This window comes from Paraburkholderia sp. BL18I3N2 (genome assembly GCF_003001875.1).
In the GTDB taxonomy this organism is placed as follows: domain Bacteria; phylum Pseudomonadota; class Gammaproteobacteria; order Burkholderiales; family Burkholderiaceae; genus Paraburkholderia; species Paraburkholderia phytofirmans.
On sequence record NZ_PVNC01000002.1, the window covers coordinates 573,646 to 599,510 of the forward strand.

A 25,865-nucleotide genomic window follows, 5' to 3' on the forward strand; every position below is an offset into this window, starting at 1 on the left:
GCGCCCGATTGCCTCTGATAACCACAAGCGAAGAAACCAGGAGACAGGAATGAAAAAGAACCCACTCGCGCGGCTTGCCACACTTTGTTTCGCGGTCGCCGCCGGCGCCGCATTGACGATGGGCAGCGCGCAAGCGGCTGACGACGCGGTGAAGGTCGGTTTCATCACCGACATGTCCGGTCTGTATGCGGACATTGATGGGCAGGGTGGACTCGAGGCGATCCGCATGGCGGTGGCGGATTTCGGCGGCAAGGTCAACGGCAAGCCGATCACCGTGGTGTATGCGGACCACCAGAACAAGGCGGACATCGCGGCGTCGCGCGCGCGTGAATGGTTCGACCGCGACGGTGTCGACCTGCTGATCGGCGGCACGAATTCGGCAACCGGTCTGTCGATGAACACCGTGGCCGGCGAAAAGAAGAAGGTGTACATCAGCATCGGCGCGGGCGCGGACACGCTGACCAATGAGCAATGCACGCCGTACACGATCCATTATGCGTACGACACCACGGCGCTCGCCAAGGGCACGGGCTCGGCGGTGACAAAGCAGGGCGGCAAGACGTGGTACTTCCTGACGGCCGATTATGCCTTCGGCAAGGCGCTGGAGAAGAACACGTCGGACGTCGTGAAAGCGAACGGCGGCCAGGTGCTGGGCACGGTGCGCCATCCGCTGTCGGCGTCGGACTTCTCGTCGTTCCTGTTGCAGGCGCAGGCATCGAAGGCGCAGATTCTCGGCCTCGCCAACGCGGGCGGCGACACGATCAACTCGATCAAGGCGGCCAAGGAGTTCGGCATTACCAAGACGATGAAGCTCGCCGCGCTGCTGATGTTCATCGACGACGTGCACAGCCTTGGTCTGGAAACCACGCAAGGCCTCGTACTGACGGACAGCTGGTACTGGAACAAGGACGCCACCACGCGCAAGTGGGCGCAGCGCTATTTCGACAAGATGAGGAAGATGCCGTCGAGCCTGCAGGCCGCCGACTACTCGGCGACCATGACCTATCTGAACGCGGTGAAGGCGGTGGGTTCGACCGACTCCGACAAGGTGATGGCGCAACTGAAAAAGACCAAGATCGACGACTTCTATGCGAAGGGCTACATCCGTCAGGACGGCAGCATGATCCACGACATGTACCTGATGCAGGTCAAGACGCCGGCCGAGTCGAAAGAGCCGTGGGATTACTACAAGATCACGGCGACGATTCCCGGCGAGCAGGCGTTCACGACCAAGGCCGAAACGCGCTGCGCGTTGTGGAAATAATCGCTGGTTCGTAACCAGATAGCCGTCTGTCTGCTTGTCCTGACGGGCGAGGCATGGTGCCATGATGGTACACAGGCTGACGGCGAAGCGTTTCACATGCCGCGCGCGATCGGCGTTGTTTGCCGCTGATCGCGCGCCGGCCGGATCGTGCGTGACCGATCTCACCTTGGCGATGGGTTAAGGCTTCAATGGAAATCTTTGGCGTTCCGCTACCGGCGATGCTGAGCCAGCTGTTGCTTGGGCTCGTGAACGGCTCGTTCTACGCAATTCTGAGCCTCGGGCTGGCGGTGATCTTCGGCTTGCTCAACGTGATCAATTTCGCGCACGGCGCGTTGTTCATGCTGGGCGCCATGCTCGCGTGGATGGGCTTTTCGTATTTCGGCCTGCCGTACTGGGTGATGCTGGTGCTGGCACCGCTGGTCGTCGGGTTGTTCGGCATCGCGATCGAACGCTCGATGCTGCGCTGGCTCTACAAGCTCGATCATCTGTATGGGCTCTTGCTGACCTTTGGGCTCACGCTCGTGGTCGAGGGCGTGTTCCGCTCCATCTACGGTTCGTCCGGCCAGCCGTACGACGTGCCGTCGGCGCTTTCCGGCGCGACCAATCTCGGCTTCATGTTCCTGCCGAACTATCGCGCGTGGGTCGTGGTGGCGTCATTGGCGGTGTGCTTCGCGACATGGTTCGTGATCGAGAAGACGCGTCTCGGCGCCTATCTGCGCGCCGGTACGGAAAACCCGAAACTGGTCGAAGCGTTCGGCATCAACGTGCCGCTGATGATTACGCTGACCTACGGCTTCGGCGTCGCCCTGGCGGCGTTTGCCGGCGTGCTCGCCGCACCGGTGATTCAGGTCTCGCCGCTGATGGGCCAGCCGATGATCATCACCGTGTTCGCGGTGGTCGTGATCGGCGGCATGGGTTCGATCATGGGCTCGATTCTCACCGGTTTGCTGCTCGGTGTGATCGAAGGGCTTACGCGCGTGTTTTACCCGGAAGCGTCGGCGACCGTCGTCTTCGTGATCATGGCGCTGGTGTTGCTGGTGCGCCCGGCGGGTCTCTTCGGCAAGGAAAAATGATGCAGAGAAAAGTGCTCTACGGTCTGCTGCTGATCGCGCTTCTCGCGGTGCCGGTGCTCGGCATCTATCCGCTTTTCGTCATGAAGGTGCTGTGCTTCGCGCTGTTCGCGGCGGCGTTTAATCTGCTGATCGGCTACACCGGTTTGCTGTCGTTCGGCCACGCGATGTTTCTTGCTTCGGCTGGCTATGTGACGGGCTATGCGATCCAATCGCTCGGCTTCTCGCCGGAGCTCGGCGTGCTCGCCGGTACCGCTGCGGCAACCTTGCTCGGGCTGATCGTGGGTATCTTCGCGATTCGCCGCCAGGGCATCTACTTCGCAATGGTCACGCTGGCACTCGCGCAGATGGTGTACTTCGTGTTCCTGCAGGCGCCGTTCACACATGGCGAGGACGGTCTGCAAGGCGTGCCGCGCGGCAAACTGTTCGGCGTGCTGGATCTGTCGTCCGACGTGGCGCTGTATTTCGTCGTGCTCGCCGTGATGGTGCTCGCCTTCCTGTTGATCGTGCGGATCGTGCATTCGCCGTTCGGGCAGGTGCTGGTGGCCATCAAGGAGAACGAGCCGCGTGCGGTGTCGCTCGGCTACGATACGGATCGCTTCAAGCTGCTCGCGTTCATTCTGTCGGCGGGGATCGCGGGTCTGGCGGGTTCGCTCAAGGTGTTGGTGCAAGGCTTCGAGACGTTGAGCGACGCATATTGGACCATGTCCGGCCTCGTGATCCTGATGACGCTCGTCGGCGGCATGGGTACGTTGTTCGGACCGCTGCTCGGCGCGGCGCTGATCGTCGCGCTCGAGGACCGGCTCGGCGATATCGGCGGGGCGTTGGCGGCGACCACGGGCGTCGAGTGGTTCCGCTCGCTGGGCGAATCGGTCACCATCGTCACCGGCGTGATTTTCATTGCCTGCGTGCTGGCGTTTCGGCGTGGCATTGTCGGCGAAATTATCGCGCGAGCGCGGCCGCTGCGAGCCTGACGTTCAGTCTAATGGGCAATTGATTCGGCATCCGATATAATCCGGCCGTCTCGATGCTGCAGGTTGAAGAGGGCCGCAATCGAGTCGAAATGCATACACGGTATGGCTCGCACAACCGTGCCCCAATTCAGTGCCGCAGTGCACCACTAGGGTAATTGCTAGTTGTAGTACGCGGAGTGCTCGTTTAATCTTCATGCAGTTCTGATGCACCACGAATTTTGCAGGTGGAGAACGAGGAGACAATGAGGCACTTAGTGCCCAGACGAAAGCGCTGTTGGATTGATATCCAACAGCGCTTTTTATTTGTATTTCCGGTTATTTGCCATTCAAATTCCCCGCTAATTCGGTGAGCCTTTTTTATTCATCGAACCTGTCGCGATTTCACACGTCTGAATCCTGCAAAACGCTTGCCGCGCGTGGCTTTCGTCCGCTAAACTCGCTATTCACCGACCGCTTGGTCGGGATTTAAATCCGCGGATTTAAATTCGAATGAATGACGGGGTTGATAGAGGAGCGGGATGAAGTCGGCATTGCGTTGGATCAGCGCGGCATTGGTCGCCACCGGAGTGAACGCGGCATGGAGCGGCCATGCATTCGCGGACGTAAAAATTGGCGTGACCTTGTCGGCAACGGGCCCGGCCGCGTCGCTCGGCATTCCGGAAAAGAACACGATTGCGCTGCTACCTAAAGAGGTGGCGGGCCAGAAGATCGACTACATCGTGCTCGACGACGCCACGGATTCCACCCAGGCCGTCAAGAACACGCGCAAGCTCACGAGCGAAGATCACGTGGATGCGCTGATCGGCTCGACCGTCGTGCCGAATTCGCTGGCCATGATCGACGTCGCCGCTGAAACCACCACGCCCATGATTTCCATGGCAGCCGCGGCAAGCATTGTCGAACCGATGGATGCGAAGCGCGCGTGGGTCTTCAAGACGCCGCAGAACGACATTCTCATGGCCACCGCGATCGCGCAGCACATGTCGAACCACGGTGTGAAGACGGTAGCCTTTATCGGTTTCTCCGACGCATACGGCGAGAGCTGGTTCAAGGAGTTCGGCAAAGCCGCAGATCTCGCGAAGATCAAAGTCGTCGCGAACGAACGCTTCGCACGCAACGACGCATCGGTGACCGGCCAGGTGCTGAAGATCATGTCGCAGAATCCGGACGCGGTCCTGATCGCCGGCGCAGGCACACCGGCCGCGCTGCCGCAGAAAACGCTTAAGGAGCGCGGCTACAAGGGCAAGTACTATCAGACGCACGGCGTCGCCAACAACGACTTCCTGCGCGTGTGCGGCAAGGATTGCGAAGGCACCTATCTGCCGGCGGGTCCGTTGCTCGTCGCCGAACAACTGCCCGATTCGAATCCCGTGAAGAAGAGTGCGCTCGCCTATAAGCGCGCGTACGAAACTGCTTACGGCGCCGGCTCGGTGTCCACCTTCGGCGGCCACGCATGGGACGCGGGCCTGCTGCTGCAACGCGCGATCCCGCAGGCGTTGAAGAAGGGGCAACCGGGCACGCCTGCCTTCCGCGAAGCATTGCGGGCCGCGCTGGAAAGCACCAAAGACACGCCCGCGTCGCACGGCATCTTCAACATGAGCGCGAACGACCATGCTGGTCTGGACCAGCGGGCGCGCGTGATGGTGGAGATTGTCGGCGGCAAGTGGAAGTTGTCCGGCGACTGAGCGAAGGCAAAGCGATATGGACCTTCAATAAACAAAAGACGCGTGCAGTTGACGCGTCTTTTTTATTGTCCGCGTCGCGTGCAAAAGTGTGGCTCCGCGGCTTCAGGACAAACCCGCATTTGGGTTGCGGTCTATTGACCTGCAATCATGCAGAACGCAATACTACTAACATGTTAGTGTTTTGTTCACAGAATATCGCAGCAGTTTGCAGTCGTGGTATGCAGCAGTGAAGTAGCACCAAAGCGGCGACGGTATTCGCGCCTGGCAGGGAAAACCATGCTTGGCACGCCAGAACCCGATAACTAGATTCAGACACCCGGCCCATGAGTCGGATTTCAGATACGCGCTTCAAAGCGTTTGGAGACTTGCAATGAAAAAGACAAAGCAATGGGTTCGCACCGGCATTGCCATGGCGTTGATGTGCAGTGCGGGCGCGGCGTTCGCTCAGGTGAAGATCGGCGTGACGCTTTCTACTACGGGGCCGGCCGCATCGCTCGGGATTCCTGAAAAGAATACGATTGCGCTGCTGCCGAAAGAGATCGGCGGCAAGACCGTGCAGTACATCATTCTCGACGACGGATCCGATACCGGCAAAGCCGTGCAGAACACGCGCAAGCTGATCGACGAAGACCACGTCGACGCGATCATCGGTTCGACCGTCACGCCGAATTCACTCGCCATGCTCGACGCCGCCGCCGAAGGCAAGACGCCGGTCATCTCGCTGGCGGCATCGGCGGCGATCATTTCGCCGATGGACGCGAAGCGCGCATGGGCGTTCAAACCACCGCAGAACGACAGCCTGATGGCAGACGCCATCGCTGATTACATGGAACATCACGGCGTGAAGACGGTGGGCTTCATCGGCTTCGCGGATGCCTACGGCGACGGCTGGAACAACGTCTTCACCGCGGCGGCCGCGGCACACAATCTGAAGATCGTCTCGAACGAGCGCTTCAACCGCACCGACGCATCGGTGACGGGCCAGGTCCTGAAGACGATGGGCGCGAATCCCGACGCGGTGCTGATCGCGGGCGCGGGCACGCCGTCGGCGCTGCCGGCCAAGACGCTCAAGGAGCGCGGCTACAAGGGCAAGGTCTATCAGACGCATGGCGTCGCCAACAACGACTTCCTGCGCGTGTGCGGCAAGGATTGCGAAGGCGAATTCCTGCCCGCTGGCCCGATCCTCGTGGCGGATCAACTGCCCGATGCGAACCCGGTGAAGAAGTCGTCGCTGGCCTATAAAGCGGCGTACGAGAAAGCGTATGGCGCGGGCTCGGTCGCGACCTTCGGCGGTCACGCATGGGACGCCGGCCAGATGCTGCAAGCAGCGATTCCGGTCGCGCTGAAGACCGCTCAGCCGGGCACGGAACAGTTCCGCGTGGCACTGCGTGGCGCGCTCGAGAACATCAAGGAACTGCCGGTTTCGCACGGCATCATGAACACCACGACGACCGACCACAACGGCCTCGACAAGCGCGCACGCGTGATCGTGCAGATCGTCGACGGCAAGTGGAAGCTGCAGAACGACTAACAGTAAAACGGTACGCGCCTCTCGCGCGACGTGCGGCATGTGACGCCGCATTGCCATTCTGTTCGATGACAATGGCATCGACCGCCGCGCCGTGTTCCGGCGCGGCGGTCGCCTTTTCAGGCACAGCGGGCCCGTGGACGGCCTCGAGTTCTGCCGCCACGACGGTTTTCCGGTTTCGATTTCGACGCTTCAGGACGAGGAAGTATGGATCTATCAATTGCGGCGATCCTCGCGCAGGACGGCATCACCACCGGCGCGATCTACGCGCTGCTCGCGCTCGCGCTGGTGCTGGTGTTCTCCGTGACGCGGGTCATCTTCATCCCGCAGGGGGAGTTTGTTTCGTACGGCGCGCTGACGCTCGCCGCACTGCAGACACAGAAATTTCCGGCCACCTGCTGGTTGCTGATGGCGATGGGCGCGGGCTGCTTCGTCGTCGAGATAGCGGGGCTGGTGCGGCATCCGGAACGGCGCCGGCATGCGGCGCGCACGCTGGTCATGCTGGTCGGCAAATATCTGCTGTTTCCGATCGCGGTCTACGCGCTCACGCAAGGCGTTTTCATGCATACGCTGCCGATGATCGCGCAGATCGCGTTGACGCTGCTGATCGTGATTCCGATGGGACCGTATGTGTACCGGCTCGCGTATGAGCCGATCGCGGAAGCGACCACGCTGCTGCTGTTGATCGTGGCGGTGGCGGTGCACTTCGCGATGGTCGGCCTGGGTCTCGTGATGTTCGGTGCGGAAGGTTCGCGCACTACGGCGTTTTCCGACGCAACCTTCAACATCGGCACGCTGACGATTTCCGGGCAAAGCCTGTGGGTGGTCGGCACGGCAGTGGTGTTGATCGGCGCGCTGTATCTTTACTTCGATCGCTCGATCTCGGGTAAGGCGTTGCGTGCGACCTCGGTGAACCGGCTCGGCGCGCGGCTCGTCGGCATCGGCACGACGCAGGCGGGGTGCCTCGCGTTCACGCTGGCGGCGGGCCTCGGCGCGCTGTGCGGCATTCTCGTCGCGCCCTTGACCACCATCTACTACGACTCGGGCTTCCTGATCGGTTTGAAGGGCTTCGTGGGGGCGATTATCGGCGGACTCGTCAGCTATCCGCTGGCTGCCGCGGGCTCGATCCTGGTCGCCCTGCTGGAGTCGTATTCGTCGTTCTGGGCGAGCGCTTATAAGGAAGTGATCGTGTTCACGCTGATCATCCCCGTGTTGCTCTGGCGGAGTCTTGCCAGCCCGCACGCCGAAGAGGAAGAGGAGTGACGCGATGAAACGGATCATGCAAAACAAGTTCTTCTGGTTGTTCCTCGTGGTGCTGTTCGCGCTGCCGGTGTTGCCGCAACCGATTCACGTGCCTGAGTACTGGGTGACGCTGCTCAACTACATCGGTCTGTATTCGATCGTCGCGATCGGTCTTGTGCTGCTGACCGGCATCGGCGGGATGACGAGCTTTGGCCAGGCCGCGTTCGTTGGTATCGGCGCCTATGCAACCGCATATCTGACGACGCGCTACGGTGTTTCGCCGTGGCTCGCGCTGATCGCCGGCGTGGTGGTGACGGCATTGATCGCGCTGATGCTCGGACTGGTGACGATGCGTCTGTCGGGACACTTTTTGCCCCTCGGCACAATTGCATGGGGTCTCGCGCTGTTCTACCTGTTCGGCAATCTCGAGATGCTCGGCAAGTACGACGGCATCAACGGGATTCCGGTGTTGAATGTGTTCGGCATCAACCTCGAATCTGGCCGCCATATCTATTACCTGATCTGGCTGGTCGTGCTCGGCGCGGTGATTTCAGTTCAGAATCTGCTTAATAGTCGTCCTGGGCGGGCGATCCGCGCGTTACGCGGCGGCGGCATGATGGCCGAGGCGATGGGCGTGAACACCGGGTGGATGCGCGTGGTGATCTTCGTGTACGCGGCGGTGCTGGCCTCGGTCTCGGGCTTCCTCTACGCCCACCTGCAGCGCGCGGTGAACCCGACGCCTTTCGGTCTGAATCACGGCATCGAGTTTCTATTCATGGCCGTCGTGGGCGGCGTCTCGCACGTCTGGGGCGCGGTACTCGGCGCGGCGATCCTGACGGTGCTGCAGGACTATCTGCAAACCTTGCTGCCCAAGCTGCTCGGTGAGAACGGCAACTTCGAAGTGATCGTGTTCGGCATTTTGATGGTGCTGTTGCTGCAGTACGCGCGCCAAGGCGTTTGGCCGTTCGTCGCGCGCTTCTTCCCAAAAGGGCCGCGCGCACATCTGGCGGATCATGCCGAGCCGTTGCCGCAGCGCAGCAAGCCCGCGGCCGGCGAAGACCTGTTGACGGTGAACAAGGCGCGCAAGCAGTTCGGCGGACTGGTTGCGGTGAACGATGTCAGCTTCGAAGTGAAGGCAGGGCAGATCATCGGTCTGATCGGGCCCAATGGGGCCGGCAAGTCGACCACGTTCAATCTGGTTACCGGCGTGTTGCAGGCGACCAGCGGTGAGATCACGTTCCGCGGCGAGCGCATCGATTCGCTGAGTTCACGTGAAATCGTCAAACGGGGAATCGGCCGCACCTTCCAGCACGTCAAGCTGCTGCCGGGCATGACAGTGCTCGAGAACGTCGCGATCGGCGCGCACTTGCGCGGGCAGGCTGGCGTGTGGCGCAGCGTCGTGCGCCTGAACAGCGCGGAAGAGGCGCGCTTGATGGCCGAGGCGGCTCGCCAGATTCGCCGCGTCGGCCTCGAGCAGCACATGTACGACGAAGCCGGCAGCCTCGCGTTGGGGCAGCAGCGGATTCTCGAAATTGCTCGAGCGTTGTGCTGTGACCCGACGCTGCTGCTGCTGGATGAACCGGCCGCCGGTCTGCGCTATCAGGAAAAGCTGCAACTGGCCGACCTGCTGCGACGCCTGAAGGCGGAAGGTATGAGCGTGCTGCTGGTGGAGCACGATATGGATTTCGTAATGAATCTCACCGATCGGCTGGTGGTCATGGAGTTCGGGACTCGTATTGCCGAAGGTTTGCCGCAAGAGGTGCAACAAGATCCAGCAGTTTTGGAAGCGTATCTCGGCGGGGTGGAGTGATGGAGAACACGATGAATGCTGCTAGCCCGATTCTCGACGTTGACGCTTTGTCGGTCCGCTATGGCAAGGTGGAGGCGCTGCACGGCGCGGCAATCAAGGTGCGGCCCGGCCAGATCGTCTCGGTAATCGGCCCGAACGGTGCGGGCAAGTCCACGCTGCTGAACGCGATCATGGGCGCATTGCCGACCACGGGCCACGCGAAGGGCGCCGTCCTGTATCAAGGTGAAGACGTCAGCGCCGTGCCGGTCGAAAAGCGCGTCGCGCGCGGCATGTGCCTGGTGCCGGAGAAGCGCGAACTGTTTGCGTCGATGACGGCGGAAGACAATCTCGTCCTCGGCGCCTATCGGCGCAAGCGCGCAGGGGAGCGCAACTTCCTCGACCAGCTCGAGCCAGTCTTTACGCTGTTTCCGCGGCTGAAGGAACGACGTAAGCAGGCTGCCGGGACCTTGTCCGGTGGTGAACGACAGATGCTCGCAGTGGGCCGGGCGCTCATGGGCAAGCCGGATCTGTTGATGCTGGACGAGCCGAGTCTCGGTCTTGCGCCGTTGATCGTGAAGGAAATTTTCCACATCATTAGCGCTCTGCGGCAGACCGGTGTTGCCACGTTGCTGATCGAGCAGAATGCGCGCGCCGCGCTGCAAATTTCAGACTACGGCTACGTGCTGGAAACAGGTGAACTGGCGCTGGAAGGGCCGGCAACCGACTTGGCGCAAAATCCGCGCGTGATCGAAACCTATCTGGGACTGGCGAAGAAGGTCGCCTAGCGCTTGCGTTCCTCGCTTTTTCCGTTCTTCAAACGGTGTGTTTCACGTGAAACACGCCGTTTTTTTATGGATTGGCCATTCGGCCTAAATTCGGGCCTAAACCGAACCCGCTATAATTCGCCCATACATTTTTCTTTGAAAGGCTCACGCGACGATCTGGCGTGAGATCCGCGATGCTCTTTCCCACAGAATTTGACGTAATCGTCGTCGGCGGCGGTCATGCCGGCACCGAAGCCGCTTTGGCTTCCGCGCGCATGGGTAACACCACGCTCCTGTTGACCCACAACATCGAAACCCTCGGCCAGATGAGCTGCAATCCGTCTATTGGCGGCATTGGCAAAGGCCATCTCGTGAAGGAAGTCGACGCGCTCGGCGGTGCAATGGCGGCCGCAACGGACGAGGGCGGCATCCAGTTCCGCATCCTGAATTCGTCGAAGGGGCCCGCCGTTCGCGCGACGCGCGCCCAAGCCGACCGTCTGCTGTACAAGCAGGCTATCCGGCATCGCCTAGAGAATCAGCCAAACCTTTGGCTATTCCAGCAAGCTGTCGACGATCTGATGGTGGAGGGCGACCGCGTCGTCGGCGCTGTGACGCAAGTGGGAATCCGTTTTCGCGCGCGCGCGGTGGTTCTGACAGCCGGGACGTTCCTTGACGGCAAGATTCACGTGGGTTTGAACAACTACACCGGCGGTCGCGCGGGCGATCCTGCTGCAGTGTCGCTGTCCGCGCGTCTCAAGGAGTTAAAGCTACCGCAAGGTCGCCTCAAAACGGGGACGCCGCCGCGGATCGACGGCCGCACGATCGATTTTTCGCAACTCGAAGAGCAACCCGGCGATCTGGATCCGGTGCCGGTCTTCTCGTTTCTTGGACGCGTTGAGCAGCATCCGCGGCAAGTCCCGTGCTGGGTGACGCACACGAACGAGCGCACGCACGACATCATCCGCGGCGGTCTCGACCGTTCGCCGATGTACACCGGCGTGATCGAAGGAGTGGGGCCGCGCTATTGCCCGTCGATCGAGGACAAGATTCACCGGTTTGCATCGAAGGAATCGCATCAGATCTTCCTTGAACCGGAGGGGCTGACGACCAATGAGTTCTATCCCAACGGGATTTCCACCAGCTTGCCATTCGACGTGCAACTGGAGCTCGTGCGTTCGATGCGCGGCCTGGAGCACGCACACATCCTCCGGCCCGGCTATGCGATCGAGTATGACTACTTCGACCCGCGCGGGCTAAAGGCGTCGCTGGAAACCAAGGTGATCAACGGACTGTTCTTCGCCGGTCAGATCAACGGTACAACTGGCTATGAAGAAGCGGCAGCGCAGGGTTTGCTCGCGGGCATCAATGCGGGTCTGTTTGTGCAAGGCAAGGAAGCGTGGTGCCCGCGGCGCGATCAGGCTTATCTTGGTGTGCTCGTCGACGATCTAGTCACGCGCGGCGTGTCGGAGCCGTATCGCATGTTCACAAGCCGCGCGGAATACCGCTTGAGCTTGCGTGAAGACAATGCGGATATGCGCCTCACGGAGATTGGCCGTGAGTTGGGCGTCGTTGACGACATCCGCTGGGACGCTTTCAGCCGCAAGCGCGAGGCTGTTTCACGTGAAACAGAGCGTCTTCGCACGACTTGGGTCAATCCTAAGACATTACCGGCTGACGAGGCGACGGCGCTGCTCGGCAAGCCGATCGACCACGAGTACAGCCTGGCGGATCTACTGCGTCGCCCGGGTGTTTCCTACGACGGGGTTTGTGGGCTGCGCGCCGGCGCCTGTGCCGCACCGGAGATCTTGGCCGAAGACGACGTGCTGCTGGCCCAGATCAAGGAACAGATCGAGATCGGTATTAAATATCAGGGCTATATCGACCGGCAGGCCGGCGAAATCGAGCGGAACGAGGCGCACGAAAGCACGCGTTTGCCTGAAGGACTGGACTATGCGGAAGTGCGGGGGCTGTCATTCGAAGCGCGTCAGAAACTGACGCAATTCCGCCCTGAAACCATCGGGCAGGCATCGCGTATTTCGGGCATTACGCCTGCGGCGATCTCCTTGCTGATGGTCCATCTGAAGCGCGGTTTGGGCCGTCGTCCGACAAAATCCGCCGAACCCGGCACTGACAACACGCCGGTGACGCAATGACGGTGAGCCAGAAGGGAGGCGGTAGGGACGCGTTGGCGCCGCTACTGGCGGATGGTGTACGCGAACTCGGCCTTGATTTGAGCAACGCGCAACTGGATAAACTGCTCGACTATGTCGCGTTGCTGTCGAAGTGGAATGCCGTCTACAACCTCACGGCGATCCGCGACCCGCGCCAGATGCTAATTCAGCACATCCTGGATTCGCTTTCGATCGTGCCGCACCTCGCGCCGCTAGGCCCGTCCTCAGTATTCGACGTTGGCTCGGGCGGTGGCCTGCCGGGTATCGTGCTGGCAATTGTTCTGCCGGAATGGACCGTCACCGTGAACGACATCGTTCATAAAAAGACGGCTTTCCAGGCGCAGGCCAAGGCCGAACTAGGCCTCGCGAATCTCTCCGTGGTAACCGGCCGGGTCGAGACTTTGCAGCCCGGCGCCGAAGTACCGGCAAAGTTCGACGTAATTGTCTCGCGCGCATTCGCAGAGCTCTCGGATTTCGTTACACTGGCCCGTCATCTGGTTGCGGAGCAGGGTGCGATCTGGGCCATGAAAGGCGTGCGTCCGGACGGCGAGATCGAGCGCTTGCCGGTGGGCGCCCACGTGGAACAGATAATTCGACTGCACGTGCCGTCGCTCGACGCCGAGCGACATCTGATTAAAGTTTTGGTGGATGCCGGCAGCTAGCGGCCCAGTGGCTGGCGTGTGCTAGCCCCACAGACGCATCCGGCATCACCCGCGATTTTTACTTCCTCCAAGCTGCAAAAGGGACACACCAACGATGGCAAAAATCTTCTGCGTTGCGAACCAGAAGGGCGGCGTCGGCAAAACGACGACCACAGTCAATCTGGCCGCGAGCTTGGCAGCGCAGGGACAGCGAGTCCTTCTCATCGACCTGGACCCGCAGGGCAACGCCACGATGGGCAGCGGCATCGATAAGGCTGCATGCGCAAATACCGTCTACGAAGTGCTGGTGGACGGCGTCGCGGTGGCCGATGCGCGGGTGCGGCCGGAGGCTGTCGATTACGACGTGCTGCCCGCGAACCGCGAACTCGCCGGCGCCGAAGTCGAATTGGTCAGTGTGCAGAACCGTGAGCGCCAATTGAAGATTGCGCTTGCGGCGGTCGAAAACGAATATGAATTCGTGCTGATTGACTGCCCGCCTGCTTTGTCGCTGCTGACGCTCAACGGCCTGTGCGCGGCACACGGCGTCGTGATCCCGATGCAGTGCGAGTACTTCGCACTCGAAGGCTTGTCCGATCTGGTCAACACCATCAAACAGGTGCACGCGAACCTCAACCGCGACCTGAAGGTGATCGGTCTGTTGCGCGTGATGTTCGATCCGCGCATCACGCTGCAACAGCAAGTCTCGGATCAATTGAAAGAACATTTCGGCGACAAGGTGTTCGACGTGGTGATCCCGCGCAACGTGCGTCTCGCCGAGGCACCCAGCTATGGTTTGCCGGGCGTGGTGTTCGACAGGGCATCGCGCGGTGCGCAGGCGTATGTACAGTTCGGCGCGGAAATGATTGAGCGGGTGCGCGCATTGAATGACGCGCCCCAGGCGTCCTAAGCGGATCGAGGAAGCACGATGAACGCAGTAGCGAGAAAGAAGGGATTGGGCCGCGGCCTCGAAGCGTTGCTGGGTGGTACAGCAGACATTACCGAGGCAGTAACGATCGAGGGCGCACCGAACGTGCTGCCGCTTAGCAAGATGCAGGCGGGCAAATATCAGCCACGTACTCGCATGGACGAGGGCGCATTGCAAGAACTGGCGGCCAGCATCCGCGCGCAAGGCGTGATGCAGCCGATTCTCGTGCGTCCCATCTCGGCGGACAAGTATGAAATCATTGCCGGCGAGCGGCGGTTTCGTGCGGCGCGTCTCGCGGGCCTCGACGAAGTGCCGGTGCTGGTGAAGAACGTGCCGGATCAGGCTGCCGCCGCGATGGCGCTGATCGAGAACATTCAGCGTGAAGATCTGAATCCGCTGGAAGAAGCGCAGGGCATCCAGCGCTTGCTCGACGAGTTTAATTTCACTCATGAGCAGGCGGCGGAGTCGGTCGGCCGCTCGCGTAGCGCGGTATCGAATCTGCTGCGTCTGCTCAACCTGGCGTCGCCCGTACAGACGATGCTGCTGGCTGGCGATCTCGACATGGGTCACGCTCGCGCGCTGCTGGCCGTCGACGCCGCGACGCAAATCACCTTGGCCAACCAGGTGGTCAACAAGCGCATGTCGGTGCGCGAAACCGAAAAGCTCGTGACGGCGACTACAAAAGCCGCGCCAGCGGTGAAGGCGCGTGCGAATGGCGATGGTGGCCGCGATACTCGGCGGCTCGAAGAAGAACTGTCGGACTTGCTGGCGGCGACGGTCAAGATCAAGCTCGGCCGACGCGGGCGCGGCCAGGTGCTGGTGGACTTCGGTGATCTGGATGCCCTGGAAGGCATTCTGGTCCGGTTACGTGGTAACGCCACCGCCTGATTGACGAATTAACTGGGAAGGGCATCTGACAGCTTGCGATAAGGCCGACTGCCGATCGCAGGCTGTTGGATTCGCTGTGGACGTCTTGAACGCGGCGGGTTTGCAAAAAGCGCATAGCATTGATCGGGCTTTGCGGCTGACCAGTGGCTCAGATCAATGTTCGACGGATTCCTAAATAAAAGCGACGCGGGATAATCAGGATTACTCATATATCGAGTCATCTCGCGGGATTCGCTGGCTGTCAGGATTACGGCCGTCGCCACGAGTAACTGCCATGCCGCCGTCGCAATATGGGCGCATTTGAGCCTGACTGATGTCAGGAGCCGCGAAGCGGTTACGCCGCAAACTCCACAAGGATAACTTTCACGGAGGAGGGCGCGTCCGACGCCAAGGCTGAGAGTTGGCCGCCACGTCGCGAGCACATTCATTAGCGCAAGCGAGGAGATTCTTCTCGAAGGCTTTCCTTGTGGATCCTCACGTGCCGCGTGGTCCACCAATCAGCGCACACCACTTTGCGCCTACCCGGCAGCGCCCCTCATGTCCACCTGCTTAGGCAAAAATCGGCGTTTGTTGCATTTTCGAGACGTCTGCTACGACGTTTAAACGACGCATCAACGAGGGCAAATTCTCGCGTTGCACACCGCGTGTTTTGGCACCGCCCGACAGCCTTACATTTGACGTGTTTCGCCCGGTGAAACAGCCGTTCCCGCATGGTGGGGGGCCTTTTCACGCTGGTTATTGAACGGCCTAAAGTCTTGAATTGCCTGCAACTATCGCTTACAATCGCCCGGATTTAATTGCACGGGAACCCCGTAAGCGCAGCGTAAGCTCGCGGGCTGGAACAAGACTTTCGGAACACTGCGATGGCGGTCAAAACGTCGAATCAAGCGCCGAAGAATGGGCACGACGAACACCGCGCTGAACGCAAAGCTTCCGTTGCGTCCACCGGTCAGCAAGCGACACCTGACGACGCGTGGGATGTCGAGCAGCAAGATAACAATATCGTTCCGCTCACGCGGGCCGAAGCTGAAAAGCTATTTGGTCCCACCGTGAGCCGTCCATCGCGCGTCACGCCTTTCAAGGTCGTGGCAGCGCAAATGGTTTTGTCCCTGGGTGCTACGCTGGTGTGGTGGCTGTTCTACAAGCCGCCGGGCGTTGCTGCGCTGTCCGCGTTCCTGGGAGGAGCGATCTGCTGGGTGCCGAGCGCGTTGTTCGCGGCACGACTGAGAACGCTGAGCGGCGCCGAAACAGCCATGAGCTGGATGATCGGCGAAGCGCTCAAGATGGGGACAACGATCGCGATGTTTGTAGCCATCGCCTTCTGGTATCACGACGTACGCTGGGTTCCGCTGCTCGTGACTTACCTCATCGCGCTCAAGACGTACTGGATCGCCTTAGCCTGGCGCTAAGGTAGCAGCAACGAAAGTAGCAGCAAAAAATTCAGGCTGGCGCGCAGCGTTGGCATCAGGAGTGCGGATATGACATGGTCCGCACCCGGCGTGTTCCCGCAATACAGAATTGCTGCGGGAACGGCCTAAGACGATTTTCGACAATTTGGGTGGCATTAACGATATGGCAGCTAGCGAAGGCACGCGCGCTCTGGATCCGTCCGAGTACATCGCGCACCACTTGCAGAACTTTTCCACCGCGCACCAGACGTCGATTTTCGACATTCACGTCTGGAATCTGGACACCCTTTTCTGGTCGATCGTTTGCGGTCTGGCCACCATCCTGATTCTGCATCTCGCTGCCCGCAAGGCAACGTCCGGCGTGCCGGGCCGTTTCCAATGCGCGATCGAAATGCTGGTTGAAATGGTTGAGGATCAATCGAAGTCGATGATCCACGGCACGCGCACCTTCATCGCACCGCTGGCCCTGACCGTGTTCGTCTGGGTCGCCCTCATGAACTCGCTCGACTTCATCCCCGTTGACCTGCCGGGCCGTGTGATCGGCTGGCTGGGTCTGTCAGAAGTCATCCCCCATCACCGCATCGTGCCGACCGCCGACCTGAACGGCACGCTCGGCATCGCACTCGGCGTGTTCGCGCTGATGATTTACTACAACTTCAAGATCAAGGGCGCCGGCGGCTTCGTGCACGAACTGCTGTCCGCTCCGTTCGGCGCGCATCCGCTCCTGTGGATCCCGAACCTTGCATTGAACATCATCGAGTTCGTCGCAAAGACGGTCTCGCTCGGCATGCGGCTGTTCGGCAACATGTACGCGGGCGAACTGTTGTTCCTGCTGATTGCCCTGCTCGGCAGCATGTGGGGTTTCGGCGCGGACGCGTCAGTGCTCGGCTTCATCGGCCACGTCATCGCTGGCACGGTTTGGGCGATCTTCCACATCCTGATCGTTCTGCTGCAAGCATTCATTTTCATGATGCTGACGCTGGTGTACATCGGCCAGGCACACGACAGCCACTAATCACGGCTCGTTGAACGACGTTTTAGTTTTGTTTCATTTAAATCCCAGTTCCAACCAGTTCTAAAAGACTTTTCACAAAGGAGTGATCATGCAAGCTTTCATCGCCAACATCCAGGGTCTGACCGCCATCGGTATCGGCATCATCATCGGCCTGGGTGCAATCGGCGCCTGTATCGGTATCGGCCTGATGGGCGGCAAGTACATCGAAGCATGTGCACGTCAGCCTGAACTGATGAACCCGCTGCAAACCAAGATGTTCCTGCTGGCTGGTCTGATCGATGCGGCGTTCCTGATTGGCGTTGGTGTGGCAATGCTGTTTGCGTTCGCGAACCCGCTGCTGTCGAAACTGGCAGGCTGAGGTTCCTCGGAAGTTTGCGCCTGAGCTATAACTGGTAAAGGCGCAGGGCGGAACGGGCACTCGGGCGCTGATCGAATACAGAATCGATGAGCGCCTTGCCGTTTCACTTTCCGAACTAGCAACGTTTAAGGAAACACCGTGAATCTCAACGCAACCCTGTTTGCGCAAATGGTCGTGTTCCTGATCCTCGCGTGGTTCACGATGAAGTTCGTGTGGCCGCCGTTGATCAACGCCCTCGACGAGCGCTCGAAGAAGATTGCTGACGGTTTGTCGGCTGCTGAAAAGGGCAAGGCAGAACTCGAAGCCGCTCACAAGCGCGTCGACCAGGAACTCGCTCAGGCACGCAACGACGGTCAGCAACGTATTGCTGACGCAGAAAAGCGCGCTGTGGCAGTCGCTGACGAAATCAAGGCTCAGGCACAGGCTGAAGCCGCTCGCATCATCGCGCAAGCGAAGGCCGACGCGGAGCAGCAAGTCGTGAAAGCGCGCGAAACGCTGCGCGGCGAAGTCGCCGCACTCGCTGTGAAGGGCGCTGAACAGATCCTGAAGCGCGAAGTCGACCAGGCAGCTCATGCTGACCTGCTGAATCAACTGAAAGCCGAGCTCTGATCATGGCCGAACTTGCAACCATCGCCCGTCCGTACGCAGAAGCGCTGTTTGGCGTGGCCGAAGCTGGTGACATCGCCGCCTGGTCCACGCTCGTGCAGGAGCTGGCACAGGTTGCGCGTCTGCCCGAAGTGCTGTCGATCGCCTCGAGCCCGAAAGTAAGCCGCGCCCAAGTCAGCGAACTGCTGCTGGCCGCGGTCAAGTCGCCGCTCAAGGACAACGCGCAAGCGAAGAATCTGGTGCAAATGCTGGTGGACAACCATCGTCTGCAATTGCTGCCGGAAATCGCTGTGCAGTTCGAAGAGTTGAAGAACGCCCGCGAAGGGGCGGCCGATGTGCTGATCGTCAGCGCATTCCCGCTCGAAGGCGCGCAGTTGAACGACCTCGTCGCAAGTCTCGAACGCAAGTTCAAACGCAAGCTGAAGCCGACGGTCGAGATCGACTCGTCGTTGATCGGCGGCGTGCGCGTGACGGTTGGCGACGAAGTGCTCGATACCTCGGTCCGCGCGCGGCTTGCCAGCATGCAAACGGCTCTGACGGCCTGAAGCGCCTCAAGCGCTGAAGCGGCTGGCACGCAACAGAATTGACTATCAGGAGCGAATAATGCAACTCAATCCCTCTGAGATCAGCGAGCTGATCAAGAGCCGGATCCAGGGCCTTGAAGCGAGCGCAGACGTTCGCAACCAGGGCACTGTGATCTCCGTGACCGACGGTATCGTGCGTATTCACGGCCTGTCGGAAGTGATGCAGGGCGAAATGCTCGAATTCCCGGGCAACACCTTCGGTCTCGCACTGAACCTCGAGCGCGACTCGGTCGGCGCCGTGATTCTGGGTGAGTACGAACACATTTCGGAAGGCGACGTGGTCAAGACGACCGGCCGCATTCTGGAAGTGCCGGTGGGCCCGGAACTGCTCGGCCGCGTGGTCGACGCACTCGGCAACCCGATTGACGGCAAGGGCCCGATCAACGCGAAGAAAACCGATGCAATCGAAAAGATTGCTCCGGGCGTGATCTGGCGTAAGTCGGTTTCGGAGCCGGTCCAAACCGGTCTGAAGTCGATCGACGCGATGGTGCCGGTTGGCCGTGGCCAGCGCGAGCTGATCATTGGCGACCGCCAGTGCGGCAAGACCGCAGTTGCAGTCGACGCGATCATCAACCAGAAGGGCAAGAATCTCTTCTGTATCTACGTCGCGATCGGCCAGAAGGCTTCGTCGATCATGAACGTGGTGCGCAAGCTGGAAGAAACCGGCGCGCTGGAATACACGATCGTCGTGGCCGCTTCGGCTTCGGAATCGGCTGCCATGCAATATCTGGCGCCGTACGCCGGCTGCACGATGGGCGAATACTTCCGCGACCGCGGTCAAGACGCGCTGATCGTTTATGACGATTTGACCAAGCAAGCTTGGGCATACCGTCAGATCTCGCTGCTGCTGCGCCGTCCGCCGGGCCGTGAAGCTTACCCGGGCGACGTGTTCTATCTGCACTCGCGTCTCCTGGAACGTGCGGCTCGCGTGTCGGAAGACTACGTCGAGAAGTTCACCAACGGTGAGGTGAAGGGCAAGAGCGGTTCGCTGACGGCACTGCCGGTCATTGAAACGCAAGCAGGCGACGTGACCGCATTCGTTCCGACGAACGTGATCTCGATTACCGACGGCCAGATCTTCCTGGAAACCGACCTTTTCAACGCAGGTATCCGCCCGGCAATTAACGCCGGCGTGTCGGTGTCGCGCGTCGGTGGTGCGGCTCAGACGAAGGTCGTGAAGAAGCTGTCGGGCGGTATCCGTACCGACCTCGCACAGTACCGTGAACTGGCTGCGTTCGCGCAGTTCGCCTCGGACCTCGACGAAGCTACCCGCAAGCAACTGGAGCGCGGCCGCCGCGTGACGGAACTGCTGAAGCAGCCGCAATATCAGCCGCTGCAAGTGTGGGAACTGGCTGTCGCGCTGTTCGCAGCGAACAACGGCTACCTCGACGATCTGGAAGTTGCGCAAGTGCTGCCGTTCGAAAAGGGCCTGCGCGACTACCTGAAAGCGAAGCACGCAGACCTGATCAAGCGCGTCGAAGACACCAAGGAACTCTCGAAGGACGACGAAGCCCTGCTGCACACGGCTCTCAAAGACTTCAAGAAGTCCGGCGCTTATTGATCCGCAAGTGACCTACAAGGCATAAACGGACCTTGAAGCAGCGCGGCTCACAGGCAACTGAACCCGCGCTGCTTCGATCAAGGAGCAAGCAATGGCTGGAATGAAGGAAATTCGCGGCAAGATCAAGAGCGTGCAAAACACGCGCAAGATCACGAAAGCGATGGAGATGGTGGCCGCATCGAAGATGCGCCGCGCTCAGGAGCGCATGCGCGCTGCTCGCCCGTATGCCGACAAGGTCCGCGATATCGCTGCACACATGAGCCGTGCGAACCCGGAGTATCGTCACCCGTTCATGGTGTCGAACGAAGGCGCGAAGGCGACCGGCATCATCCTCGTTACGACCGATAAAGGTCTGTGCGGCGGCATGAACACCAATGTGCTGCGTGCGTCGCTGCAGAAGTTTAAGGAATTGGAAGGCCAGGGCAAGACGATCGAAGCAACCGCGATCGGCACCAAGGGTCTCGGTTTTCTGAATCGTCTGCGCGCCAAGGTGGTGTCGAATGTCGTGCATCTGGGCGATACGCCGCATCTGGAAAAGCTGATCGGCGCGGTGAAGGTGCAACTCGACCTGTACTCGGAAGGCAAGGTTTCGGCGGTGTACCTGGCGTACACGCGCTTCGTCAATACGATGAAGCAGGAGCCGGTGATCGAGCAACTGCTGCCGCTGTCGGCAGATCAGTTCGAGCGCAAGGAAGAAGACGGCACGACGCCGAGCACGCAGTGGGACTACATCTACGAGCCGGATGCGCAGGCAGTGGTGGACGAACTGCTGGTGCGTTATGTCGAAGCGCTGGTTTATCAGGCCGTCGCGGAAAACATGGCATCGGAACAGTCGGCACGAATGGTCGCAATGAAGGCCGCTTCGGACAACGCGAAGACGGTCATCAACGAACTGCAGCTCGTGTACAACAAGAGCCGTCAGGCCGCGATCACGAAAGAACTGTCGGAAATCGTCGGTGGCGCGGCGGCAGTCTGACCTTGACGGTCAGGCACGCCGCTTCGTGTGCGCCTTCGCGGCGCACCCCGGCTAGGCGCCCCCATCCAAACTGCGCCTTTGCGCGAGTGAAGAATTGAGTATCTAAAGGAAAAGCGATGAGTACTACTGCTTTGGTAGAAGGCAAGATCGTACAGTGCATCGGCGCGGTGATCGACGTGGAATTTCCGCGCGACCAGATGCCGAAGATTTACGACGCGCTCATTCTCGACGGTTCGGAATTGACCCTCGAAGTCCAGCAACAGCTGGGCGACGGCGTCGTCCGTACCATCTGTCTGGGTGCATCGGACGGTCTGCGCCGTGGTACGACGGTGAAGAACACCGGCAACCCGATCAGCGTGCCGGTCGGCAAGCCGACCCTCGGCCGGATCATGGACGTGCTGGGTCGCCCGATCGACGAAGCCGGCCCGATCAACTCGGACGTGGTGCGCGGAATTCACCAGAAGGCTCCGGCGTTCGACGAACTGTCGCCGTCGACGGAACTGCTCGAAACCGGCATCAAGGTTATCGACCTGATCTGCCCGTTCGCCAAGGGCGGTAAGGTTGGTCTGTTCGGTGGCGCCGGCGTGGGCAAGACCGTGAACATGATGGAACTGATCAACAACATCGCGAAGGAGCACGGTGGTTATTCCGTGTTCGCAGGTGTTGGCGAGCGTACCCGTGAAGGGAACGACTTCTATCACGAAATGAAGGACTCGAACGTTCTCGACAAGGTCGCGCTGGTGTACGGCCAGATGAACGAGCCGCCGGGCAACCGTCTGCGCGTCGCGCTGACCGGTCTGACGATGGCTGAGCACTTCCGTGACGAAGGCCTCGACGTGCTGTTCTTCGTCGACAACATCTACCGTTTCACGCTGGCAGGCACGGAAGTGTCGGCACTGCTCGGCCGTATGCCGTCGGCAGTGGGCTATCAGCCGACGCTGGCTGAAGAAATGGGTAAGCTGCAAGAACGTATTACGTCGACCAAGACCGGCTCGATCACGTCGGTTCAGGCCGTGTACGTCCCTGCGGATGACTTGACCGACCCGTCGCCGGCTACGACTTTCGGCCACCTGGACGCAACGGTCGTGTTGTCGCGTGACATCGCTTCGCTGGGTATCTACCCGGCAGTCGACCCGCTCGATTCGACCTCGCGTCAGATCGACCCGAACGTGATCGGCGAAGAGCACTACTCGATCACGCGCGGCGTGCAGCAAACGCTGCAGCGCTACAAGGAACTGCGCGACATTATCGCGATTCTGGGCATGGACGAACTGGCGCCGGAAGACAAGCTCGCCGTGGCGCGCGCTCGTAAGATCCAGCGTTTCCTGTCGCAGCCGTTCCACGTCGCTGAAGTGTTCACGGGTTCGCCGGGCAAGTACGTGCCGCTGAAGGAAACGATCCGTGGCTTCAAGATGATCGTCGACGGCGAGTGCGACCACCTGCCGGAACAAGCGTTCTACATGGTCGGCACGATCGACGAAGCCTTCGAAAAGGCCAAGAAGATCCAGTAAAGGCCGGGTGTAACGAAGCGGGCGCCGGTGTTCGCGCGGAAGGGATACCATCACGGTATCGAATCCCGAAGCCGGCGCCTCTTAATACGCTCAACCCAGCCTTGCATGGGACGAGAGTCAGCGCTAAAGCGTTAGCTCTCGTCGAGCTTTGCAGGGGACTCGAGAAGCGCTAAAGCGCCAACTCTGGTCGCCACAGGAGTCGACACTTATGGCAACAATCAAGGTAGACGTCGTCAGCGCGGAAGAGCAGATCTTCTCGGGCCAGGCGAAGTTCGTCGCGCTGCCGGGCGAAGCAGGTGAACTCGGCATTCTGCCGGGCCACACGCCGCTCATCACGCGGATTCGTCCGGGTGCGGTGCGCATCGAAGCGGAAAACGGTGAAGAAGAGTTTGTCTTCGTCGCTGGCGGCATCCTCGAAATCCAGCCGGGCGCTGTGACGGTTCTCGCCGACACGGCTATTCGCGGCAAGGATCTCGACGAAGCCAAGGCTGAAGATGCACGCAAGCGTGCGGAAGAAGCGCTGCAGAACACGGGTTCGAACCTCGAATACGCAACCGCGCAAGCGGAACTGGCGTACGCGACGGCTCAGCTCGCTGCGATTCAGCGTCTGCGCAAGCTGCGCGGTCAGAACTAGGCAAAACGTATCAGAGAGAAAGCAGCCTTCACGGCTGCTTTTTTTTGATCTCGACTTGACGTTTACGGAAAGGTCAGCAAAATTGTGTTTTGATTCAACGCGGTGCCTCGCCTCGCGCAGCCCCGCAATGCGCTGCGGGTAAGACTTGATGCCGGACCGACACACGCCGGTGGCACAATCGATTTCAAATTCATTTCAATAGACGAGCTTCCGCTGAGCTCACGGAGACAACACCATGGCAACGCATGCGTCAGGCGAAGGTGCACTCATCGAACCCAAAGACGGGCTGTCCTATGTCCGCGGGTCGACCGACATTCCGTTGAGCGAAGCGACGGTCGGCCGGTTTCTGCGCGACACGGCGGCAAGCTTTCCGGACCGTCCGGCCGTGGTGTTTCGCGAGCAACGCATTCGGTGGACATGGAAAGAGTTCGCTGAAGAAGTCGACATTTTGGCAGCAGGGCTGCTCACACTCGGTATCGCGAAGGGTGACCGCGTGGGCATCTGGTCGCCAAATCGCGTGGAATGGTTGCTGACCCAGTTTGCTACGGCGCGCATCGGCGCCGTGCTGGTCAATATCAATCCGGCCTACAGGCTCGCGGAGCTCGAGTACGCGCTTAACAAGGTCGGCTGCAAGGCAATTATCGCCGCCGAGCGGTTCAAGACGTCCATGTACCTGGAGATGCTGCAGGAGCTCGCGCCCGAACTAGCCACGCAGGCGCCCGGTGAACTGCACGCGGCAAGGTTGCCCGAATTGCGCTATGTGATTCGCATGTGCGACACGGAAACGCTCGGCATGCTGACCTTTTCCGACGTGATCGAGCGGGGGCGCGTCTCGCTCGACGTGGCGAAGCTCGACGCCATCGGCGCCACGCTCTCGTGCCACGAGCCGATCAATATCCAGTTCACCAGCGGCACGACAGGCAATCCGAAGGGCGCGACGCTGACCCACAGCAACGTGGTGAATAACGCGCGTTACATCGCGATGGCGATGCGGCTGAGCGAGCAGGACGGTCTATGCATCCCCGTCCCGCTGTATCACTGTTTCGGCATGGTGCTGGCGGTGCTGGCATGCGTGTCGGTTGGCGCCAATATGGTGTTTCCGGGCGAGGGCTTCGACCCGGCCGCAACGCTGGCGGCGGTCGCAGAAGAGCAGTGCACCGCGTTGCATGGTGTGCCGACCATGTTCATCGCCGAACTCGATCATCCGAACTTCGCTACCTACGACTTCTCGCGCTTGCGTACCGGCATCATGGCGGGCTCGCCTTGCCCGATCGAGACCATGAAGAAGGTCGTTTCCAGAATGCATCTGAGCGAAATCACCATCGCCTATGGCATGACGGAAACCAGCCCGGTCTCGTTCCAGAGTTCGACGACCGATCCGCTCGACAAGCGCACGACAACGGTCGGCCGCATCCAGCCGCATCTGGAAGTGAAAATCGTCGATCCCCTCGGCGCGATCGTGCCGGTTGGCGAAACCGGCGAGCTATGCACGCGCGGCTATTCGGTGATGCAGGGCTATTGGGGCGACGAGGCGAAGACGCGCGAAAGCATTGTCGACGGCTGGATGCATACCGGCGATCTGGCGGCGCTCGACGCCGAGGGCTACTGCAACATCGTCGGCCGGCTGAAGGACATGCTGATCCGCGGCGGCGAGAACATCTATCCGCGCGAGATCGAGGAGTTTCTGTTCCGACACCCGAAGATCCAAAGCGTGCAGGTGTTCGGCGTGCCCGACACGAAGTACGGCGAAGAGGTCTGCGCGTGGGTCGTATTGCGTCCGGGCGAGCAGGCGACGGCTGAAGAGATCCAGCAGTTCTGCCAAGGGCAGATTGCGCACTACAAGGTGCCGAAATACATCCGCTTTGTCGACGAACTGCCGATGACGGTGACCGGTAAGGTGCAGAAGTTAATCATGCGCGAGCAGATGATCAGCGAATTGAAGCTGCGGGAAGACAAGACGGCGTGACCGTCAATGGCAGGTCTGCGCGGGGCAAACCATCGCGCCGCGGATCGGCCAATGAGGCACAGAGATAAAGCAGAAGGGGCAAATCGTTTGCCGCGCGAGCTCGCTCCAAGTGCAGCGAATAAGCGCGATACAGCGCGTTACTGCGCCGCGCAAACGTTTGGCCAGACGAAAAAAAAGCGGGCCTGGAGCCCGCTAAAAACCACACGCTACGGGGTTAGCGCGAGGAGACCAAAGAAGGAACCGACTGAGACGACGACCCTGCGTCGACTACGGCCCCAGCAGGGATGCCCCTTTACAGGGCTTC

Annotated in this window: 22 protein-coding genes; all 22 read left to right on the plus strand. The window is 60.5% G+C overall.

Features of this window, described 5'->3' with window-relative positions; genetic code table 11:
• Window positions 1-49 precede the first annotated feature (49 nt).
• The 22 genes from B0G75_RS08510 (at window position 50) to B0G75_RS08620 (ending at window position 25,561) form a co-directional block, all read left to right on the plus strand.
• Window positions 50-1,264 (plus strand): ABC transporter substrate-binding protein, encoded by a 1,215-nt coding sequence (locus B0G75_RS08510; RefSeq protein WP_106303115.1) that lies wholly within the window; start codon window positions 50-52, stop codon window positions 1,262-1,264.
• A 188-nt stretch (window positions 1,265-1,452) separates the two neighbouring features.
• Window positions 1,453-2,337: a branched-chain amino acid ABC transporter permease gene (locus tag B0G75_RS08515; RefSeq protein WP_012434817.1), complete on the plus strand. Its 885-nt coding sequence runs from the start codon at window positions 1,453-1,455 to the stop codon at window positions 2,335-2,337.
• Entirely contained in the window at window positions 2,337-3,308 is a 972-nt protein-coding gene (locus tag B0G75_RS08520; RefSeq protein WP_181309214.1) for a branched-chain amino acid ABC transporter permease, read from the plus strand. The genes B0G75_RS08515 and B0G75_RS08520 overlap by 1 nt, the downstream gene beginning before the upstream one ends.
• A 518-nt stretch (window positions 3,309-3,826) precedes the next feature.
• Window positions 3,827-4,993 (plus strand): ABC transporter substrate-binding protein, encoded by a 1,167-nt coding sequence (locus tag B0G75_RS08525; protein ID WP_106303122.1) that lies wholly within the window; start codon window positions 3,827-3,829, stop codon window positions 4,991-4,993.
• A 370-nt stretch (window positions 4,994-5,363) separates the two neighbouring features.
• Window positions 5,364-6,524, plus strand: a complete 1,161-nt coding sequence (locus tag B0G75_RS08530) for an ABC transporter substrate-binding protein (RefSeq protein WP_106303125.1) — start codon at window positions 5,364-5,366, stop codon at window positions 6,522-6,524.
• Window positions 6,525-6,728: 204 nt separating this feature from the next.
• Window positions 6,729-7,784: a branched-chain amino acid ABC transporter permease gene (locus tag B0G75_RS08540; RefSeq protein WP_106303131.1), complete on the plus strand. Its 1,056-nt coding sequence runs from the start codon at window positions 6,729-6,731 to the stop codon at window positions 7,782-7,784.
• 4 nt (window positions 7,785-7,788) lie between these two features.
• A complete protein-coding gene (locus B0G75_RS08545) occupies window positions 7,789-9,573 on the plus strand; it encodes an ATP-binding cassette domain-containing protein (RefSeq protein ID WP_106303134.1) in 1,785 nt (594 codons plus the stop codon).
• Window positions 9,574-9,584: 11 nt separating this feature from the next.
• Complete coding sequence (locus B0G75_RS08550) at window positions 9,585-10,337, plus strand: ABC transporter ATP-binding protein (RefSeq protein WP_181309202.1); 753 nt, start codon at window positions 9,585-9,587, stop codon at window positions 10,335-10,337.
• A gap of 173 nt (window positions 10,338-10,510) precedes the next feature.
• Window positions 10,511-12,469, plus strand: a complete 1,959-nt coding sequence (gene mnmG / locus B0G75_RS08555) for a tRNA uridine-5-carboxymethylaminomethyl(34) synthesis enzyme MnmG (protein ID WP_106303140.1) — start codon at window positions 10,511-10,513, stop codon at window positions 12,467-12,469.
• Complete coding sequence (gene rsmG / locus B0G75_RS08560; protein WP_106303143.1) at window positions 12,466-13,149, plus strand: 16S rRNA (guanine(527)-N(7))-methyltransferase RsmG; 684 nt, start codon at window positions 12,466-12,468, stop codon at window positions 13,147-13,149. Before mnmG ends, rsmG begins: the two co-directional genes overlap by 4 nt.
• A gap of 94 nt (window positions 13,150-13,243) precedes the next feature.
• Complete coding sequence (locus tag B0G75_RS08565; RefSeq protein ID WP_012434808.1) at window positions 13,244-14,035, plus strand: ParA family protein; 792 nt, start codon at window positions 13,244-13,246, stop codon at window positions 14,033-14,035.
• Between the two features lie 18 nt (window positions 14,036-14,053).
• Window positions 14,054-14,941 (plus strand): ParB/RepB/Spo0J family partition protein, encoded by an 888-nt coding sequence (locus B0G75_RS08570; RefSeq protein ID WP_106303146.1) that lies wholly within the window; start codon window positions 14,054-14,056, stop codon window positions 14,939-14,941.
• An 863-nt stretch (window positions 14,942-15,804) separates the two neighbouring features.
• Window positions 15,805-16,350, plus strand: a complete 546-nt coding sequence (locus B0G75_RS08575) for an ATP synthase subunit I (protein WP_106303148.1) — start codon at window positions 15,805-15,807, stop codon at window positions 16,348-16,350.
• A gap of 163 nt (window positions 16,351-16,513) precedes the next feature.
• Window positions 16,514-17,365, plus strand: coding sequence for a F0F1 ATP synthase subunit A (atpB, locus tag B0G75_RS08580; RefSeq protein ID WP_106284871.1), 852 nt, complete (start codon window positions 16,514-16,516; stop codon window positions 17,363-17,365).
• Window positions 17,366-17,453: 88 nt separating this feature from the next.
• Window positions 17,454-17,723, plus strand: coding sequence for a F0F1 ATP synthase subunit C (atpE, locus tag B0G75_RS08585; protein ID WP_007180033.1), 270 nt, complete (start codon window positions 17,454-17,456; stop codon window positions 17,721-17,723).
• 138 nt (window positions 17,724-17,861) lie between these two features.
• A complete protein-coding gene (locus tag B0G75_RS08590) occupies window positions 17,862-18,332 on the plus strand; it encodes a F0F1 ATP synthase subunit B (RefSeq protein WP_006050845.1) in 471 nt (156 codons plus the stop codon).
• Between the two features lie 2 nt (window positions 18,333-18,334).
• On the plus strand, window positions 18,335-18,874 hold the full coding sequence (locus B0G75_RS08595; protein ID WP_006050846.1) for a F0F1 ATP synthase subunit delta: 540 nt from the start codon (window positions 18,335-18,337) through the stop codon (window positions 18,872-18,874).
• Window positions 18,875-18,932: 58 nt separating this feature from the next.
• Window positions 18,933-20,474, plus strand: a complete 1,542-nt coding sequence (atpA, locus tag B0G75_RS08600) for a F0F1 ATP synthase subunit alpha (protein ID WP_106303151.1) — start codon at window positions 18,933-18,935, stop codon at window positions 20,472-20,474.
• A gap of 91 nt (window positions 20,475-20,565) precedes the next feature.
• On the plus strand, window positions 20,566-21,450 hold the full coding sequence (atpG, locus tag B0G75_RS08605) for a F0F1 ATP synthase subunit gamma (RefSeq protein ID WP_106303154.1): 885 nt from the start codon (window positions 20,566-20,568) through the stop codon (window positions 21,448-21,450).
• 116 nt (window positions 21,451-21,566) lie between these two features.
• Window positions 21,567-22,961 (plus strand): F0F1 ATP synthase subunit beta, encoded by a 1,395-nt coding sequence (atpD, locus tag B0G75_RS08610; protein WP_106303157.1) that lies wholly within the window; start codon window positions 21,567-21,569, stop codon window positions 22,959-22,961.
• 208 nt (window positions 22,962-23,169) lie between these two features.
• Window positions 23,170-23,595, plus strand: coding sequence for a F0F1 ATP synthase subunit epsilon (locus tag B0G75_RS08615; protein WP_012434800.1), 426 nt, complete (start codon window positions 23,170-23,172; stop codon window positions 23,593-23,595).
• Between the two features lie 235 nt (window positions 23,596-23,830).
• Complete coding sequence (locus B0G75_RS08620) at window positions 23,831-25,561, plus strand: AMP-binding protein (RefSeq protein WP_106303160.1); 1,731 nt, start codon at window positions 23,831-23,833, stop codon at window positions 25,559-25,561.
• Window positions 25,562-25,865: the final 304 nt, after the last annotated feature.